Origin of the sequence: Flavobacterium sp. LMO6 (genome assembly GCF_009495795.1) — a bacterium.
Lineage (GTDB): Bacteria > Bacteroidota > Bacteroidia > Flavobacteriales > Flavobacteriaceae > Flavobacterium.
The window spans coordinates 1-4,901 of sequence record NZ_WIBH01000022.1 but is presented as its reverse complement, the minus strand read 5'-3'; the positions used below and the strand labels follow the sequence as shown (position 1 = coordinate 4,901).

Genomic DNA, 4,901 nt, shown 5'->3' with positions numbered 1-4,901 from the left:
TTTTTAAACCGCTGTTAAATGCAGTATTATATTTTCGGAACTTAAAAAAACACAACGTTTATCAGCAAAGTTCGTTTTCGGCTTTCCAATGTCACGCAAACTTCGTCTGTCGCGCAAATTTTAGTTTCACGCAACGTATTTTCAACACAAAGTTTTTCGGCAAAGTTCGGTTCAGATTTCACTTATCACGCAAAATTTTTCGGCTACATTTTTAGAAATTATATAACGAAAAATAGGAGCGAAGCGTTCAGTGTAAGTTCGGAAAATATATTGCATTTAACGTTTTATGGCTTGTAGCAGAACGTAGAATTAAAAACACACACAACAAGTACAAAAGAATTATTAACCAACGATGGCAAAGTAGCCTAAAGTAGTTTTGCTACAAACCATTGTTATAAACAGTTATTTTATGAAAATATTAAATTTATATGCTGGTATAGGAGGTAACAGAACTTTATGGGGGGATGAACACGAAATAACAGCAATTGAAATAAATAGCGACATTGCGAGTGAGTATAAATATAAATTTCCAAATGATGAAGTTATACAAACTGATAGTCATCAATTTCTACTTCATAATTATCAAAACTATGATTTTATCTGGAGTTCCCCGCCTTGTCCAAGTCATAGCAGACTTTGTTATTCGCAAAAAGAAAAAAGGTATGCTGAAATGAGTTTATACCAACAAATAATACTTTTAAAAAGTTGGTTTAAAGGAAAATATGCAATAGAAAATGTTGTTCCTTATTACGATTATTTAATACAACCAAGCATAATGATAGGCAGACACCCTTATTGGACTAATTTTAAAGTAGAACAATTAGAAGTAAAAAACATAGATGTTTCAAGAAGTACAAAAGAAGAACTTAGTGAATATTTAGGAATACCAATACCAAGGATAAATGGGGCTTTATTATTAAGAAATAGTGTAGAGCCAAACGTAGGAAAACATATTTTAGACTGTGCATTAAAATCTATTGAAAATAATAATTCTATACAATGCACTTTGCTATAATTGTTTATAACGTTCTGCGGCTTCATGAAGTGGCGATGAACCAAGACCAAGCCTTCACAAATTTAAACAAAACTTTAAATTAATAACCTTTTCCATTTCAGATAAATCCCGAGCCTCGCCATTTCTTGAAACCGCTGTTAGTGGCTGTTTTAATTTAGAAGTAGTTAATTTCTCTTTTAGAAGTTTCAGTTAATTTTAATTCTTTATTATTTTTTCCTTCAAAAGTTTCCATTTTTGTCCAATTTCCATTTTTGTCATAGGTATATTTTTTATTAATAACTTTTATTGTTGAACCTTCTGAAGTTATATATTCTTCTCGCAAAATATTTTGAAATTTGTCATATTCTGTAGTTTGAGTTTTATATTTTTCAAAGCCTAACATTCTATACTTTCCAACAATTTCTTCATCTTTAATTTTATTGCCAAATTCATCATATTCATATTTGTCTTGAAAACCAATAATAGGTTCTTTATCAGGATAAATGTAAAGTCCTTTTACTTCTGTATTATTACCTTTTTCGTCATATAGATAATATTCTTCTGTGTTATGAGGTGAAAATTTTGCGAATTGGAATTTTTTAGTGATTAAATTTTTTGAATTGTATACAAAACCAAATACTGGTTTTATTTCACAATTTGGTTCACCATAACTAATGCAATTTCCTTCTTCAATTAAATTACCATTTTCATCATATTTGTAACTTGTAAGTTGCACAGTTTTATTTTCTCTAAATCGAAATGTCGTTTTTACACTAACTTTATCTTGAGAGTTATATTCGTATTTTTCTACTTCTTGTAAATATTTAGATTTTCCCTCTTGTGTCGATGGATTATAAGTACTAAAACCACCATATAAATATTCGCTTTTTTCAACTTTTCGATTTTTATTATCATATTTCAATAGAGTTTCTTTTACTAAAATATTAGACATATAACTCTTTTCTGATATCAAATTCAAATTTTCATCATATTCATAAATTTCGCCGTCGTTTCCAAAACTGAGTTTGTTTAGTTTTGATAAAAGTTTATTTTCTTTAAATTCATACTGAACTTCCTCATTTACTAGTTTTTCAAATACAGCATTAAAGCCTAGACCATAATATGTTATTTTTTCAGGAAGCCCATTTTTTTTAAATTTATAAATTATCGAGTCGGATGATTTATATTGAACATTCTCATTTTTTATGTAGATTTTTTCAACTTTTCCATTTAGAACAATATTTAGTTTGTCATTATCTTCCAAATAAAAAATTGTATTCTTTTTTTGTCCAAAACAAATTGAACTTATGAATAAAAAAGTAAATATTAAATTTATGATTCTCAGTTTCATAGATGCAGTTTTCAAAAAATAGCCACTAACGTTTCGCGGCTTGCTCTCAGTGGCGTTGCACCAACACCAAGCCATTACAAATATAATAAAACATTCCATTCAGCAGCGGATTTTCCGTAGGAAAATCCGGAAGTAGCCATTGAAGCAAACCGCTGTTAGCCGTTCGGTTTTATTTTCGTAATTCATAATATTTTTCAAAACTTATTTCATTCAAATTTTCAGAAAGACTTGTTTTAGTTTTTACATTTGAAATAATTTCTAATTTTTCACCTTCTAATTTTCCAATAGTAGTTCTATAAACTATTTCATTTAACGGCTTTTCAACAAATTCAATTTCTACAATATTAGGAATATCTTTTTCTTTCTCATTTACAGTTTTTCCTTCAGTAATGTATACATATCTTTTTTCACTTTCGCTTAGATAATATTCAATTTTTATAGATGCAAGTTTTTTATGATTTGGAATCTCTTTGAAAGGAATTTCAATCGAGTTATTGCTGTCAAAACGCATAGTTTTTTCAACGTCGTCTATTTTCGCATCATAATCATAAATATATTCTATTTTGATATTTCTATTTTTAAGTTCAGATTTTTTATCAGTTCTAAATTTCAATAAGTATTTTTTTGTCAAATCTTTGTTAAATGTAAGTCTTGTATTATTTTCAGAAACTTCATATTGACTTAAAAAAGTATAAATATTATTTTCTTTTTTCCAATTTCCTTTGATTTCGAACCAAGTCCAACAACTTATATTAGGTCTACAGTAAAAACTAAAAGTTGAATCTGGCGAGATAGTTAAATCACAAAACGAGAGTTCGTTTGAATCCCAATTATAATTTTCGTTGTAATATGCTTTTGCATCATTTTCATAGACAACTGGTTCCTCTTGAGCGAAAAGAAAAGGTGTAAATAAGATTAAAATTAATATTTTTAAATTCATTTTTTTGACATTTTTTCTGCGTTCTACCAAACTGACGGCTAACGTTATGTGGCTTGCTTTCAGTGGCGTTGAACCAACACCAAGCCATTACAAATATAACAAAACATTCCATTCAGCAGCGGATTTTCCGTAGGAAAATCCGGAAGTAGCCATTGAAGCAAACCGCGGTTAGCAGTAGCTTTTATTTTCACTTTTTATTCTATTCTAATCACAGTAACTAATTCTCGGAATCCTTTATCACTTAAACAACCCCATTTAGTTAATGCAATATTCGGAAAAACATCAATTTGTCCGTCCAAACTTATATTCACATAACCGATTTCATTTTCTTCTTTGTCGAAAAATACTATTATTTGGTCATAATATGGAGTTCCAATTTCTCCCCAAATATAATTACTTCCATCATTTAAGATTTTCAATATTTTTTCCGTTTCATTTTTCCCAAATTTATGAGTTGTAAACGGAAACCAACTTTTATACATTTTTGAACTTTCCGCTTTTCCAAGTAAAATTGTTCGTTTATTATCTTTATCTAATTTTATTAATTTTTCAATATTATTCTTTTCAGGAGTTACATTTTCAGAATAATTGTCTTTTAGTTTTGCTTTTATTTTTTCTTTGTTAGGAAAATTTAAAAAAACGTATGTTGACCAAATTATGAGTAAAAGCAAAATGGAGGCAAATATTTTCGGAACATTTTTCATTTATTTTTCCTTTAGGTTTTCAGTTAATTCGCGGTTTTCAGAAAGTTACTGCTAACGTGTTGCCGCTTGTGGCAGTTGCGTAAATTTATAACAAAAGATTACAAGTACAAAACTCCTCGTGGAATTTTCGGAGAAAATTCCGAACACAAGCCAAGCTTAGTAATTGCTACAAACGGCTGTTACCAGTAGTATTTATTTTTGTTTTGTACTTACTAGTTTTAACTCTCCGTTCACTATTTTCCAAATTTCAACTTCAATAACTCTATTTTTATTAGGTTGAGTTATATGTCGTTCAATAAGAATTGGAATTTCATTTTCTAGTTTGTAATAATCTTTGTAAAACCGAATATAATCTCGCCATGATGAAATGATTATTTTTTTTTCATAATCAAATTCAGGAAATATAATTTTTTCATAATCTGTGTTTTTTTCAAATAATTGGGTTTTTGTATTAAAAATCCAATATATTGATGAGATTATATCGTCTGGAATAAATTTAATGATTCTAAAATCTAACTGATTATCGAAATTTACATCTTCAATTTCCATTAGACTTTTATTATTTATGAATGAGGAAAAATGATTTTCGCTTGGTGTTATTTCTTGAATAAATTCTCCGCTTTTAAAGACAATTATTTTACTGATTTTACATTCACCGATTTTACAATCTTTTGTTAAATAAAATGAAAACTCACCCTTATTAAATTCTATTATTTCTTGAGAATAAAATTTAATTGAAAGTAAAAATGTTATTATTAGCAGAGTTTTCTTCATATTACTGGTAACGTTTCGCGGCTTAAAAATGTGGCGAAAACCCAACACCAAGCCAACACAAATATACACAAAACTTTAAATTGAGCAACTGCGCCATTTCAAAAAATCCCGAAACCAGCCATATTTTTAAACCGCTGT

5 protein-coding genes are annotated in these 4,901 nt (G+C 28.3%); 1 reads left to right on the top strand and 4 read right to left on the bottom strand.

Features of this window, described 5'->3' with window-relative positions; genetic code table 11:
* Nucleotides 1–409 precede the first annotated feature (409 nt).
* Nucleotides 410–1,015 carry a DNA cytosine methyltransferase gene (locus GFJ99_RS13050; RefSeq protein WP_153209460.1) on the top strand — a complete coding sequence of 202 codons (606 nt, stop codon included), beginning with the start codon at nucleotides 410–412 and terminating at the stop codon, nucleotides 1,013–1,015.
* A gap of 154 nt (nucleotides 1,016–1,169) precedes the next feature.
* Here GFJ99_RS13050 and GFJ99_RS13045 read toward each other — a convergent pair whose 3' ends face one another.
* The 4 genes from GFJ99_RS13045 to GFJ99_RS13030 all read right to left on the bottom strand — a co-directional run bounded on the left by GFJ99_RS13045 (nucleotide 1,170) and on the right by GFJ99_RS13030 (nucleotide 4,538).
* Nucleotides 1,170–2,345, bottom strand: a complete 1,176-nt coding sequence (locus tag GFJ99_RS13045; RefSeq protein ID WP_153209459.1) for a hypothetical protein — start codon at nucleotides 2,343–2,345, stop codon at nucleotides 1,170–1,172.
* Between the two features lie 169 nt (nucleotides 2,346–2,514).
* On the bottom strand, nucleotides 2,515–3,285 hold the full coding sequence (locus GFJ99_RS13040; RefSeq protein ID WP_153209457.1) for a hypothetical protein: 771 nt from the start codon (nucleotides 3,283–3,285) through the stop codon (nucleotides 2,515–2,517).
* 194 nt (nucleotides 3,286–3,479) lie between these two features.
* The gene (locus GFJ99_RS13035; protein WP_153209455.1) at nucleotides 3,480–3,989 is read right to left on the bottom strand and encodes a hypothetical protein; all 510 of its coding nucleotides are present in this window, start codon (nucleotides 3,987–3,989) and stop codon (nucleotides 3,480–3,482) included.
* Nucleotides 3,990–4,181: 192 nt separating this feature from the next.
* Nucleotides 4,182–4,538 carry a hypothetical protein gene (locus GFJ99_RS13030; RefSeq protein ID WP_153209453.1) on the bottom strand — a complete coding sequence of 119 codons (357 nt, stop codon included), beginning with the start codon at nucleotides 4,536–4,538 and terminating at the stop codon, nucleotides 4,182–4,184.
* Nucleotides 4,539–4,901: the final 363 nt, after the last annotated feature.

Coding starts and splice junctions, on each gene's coding strand:
- GFJ99_RS13045 (WP_153209459.1), bottom strand. CDS start 2,345: ATGAAACTGAGAATCATAAATTTAATATTTACTTTTTTATTCATAAGT.
- GFJ99_RS13040 (WP_153209457.1), bottom strand. CDS start 3,285: ATGAATTTAAAAATATTAATTTTAATCTTATTTACACCTTTTCTTTTC.
- GFJ99_RS13035 (WP_153209455.1), bottom strand. CDS start 3,989: ATGAAAAATGTTCCGAAAATATTTGCCTCCATTTTGCTTTTACTCATA.
- GFJ99_RS13030 (WP_153209453.1), bottom strand. CDS start 4,538: ATGGAAATTGAAGATGTAAATTTCGATAATCAGTTAGATTTTAGAATC.
- GFJ99_RS13050 (WP_153209460.1), top strand. CDS start 410: ATGAAAATATTAAATTTATATGCTGGTATAGGAGGTAACAGAACTTTA.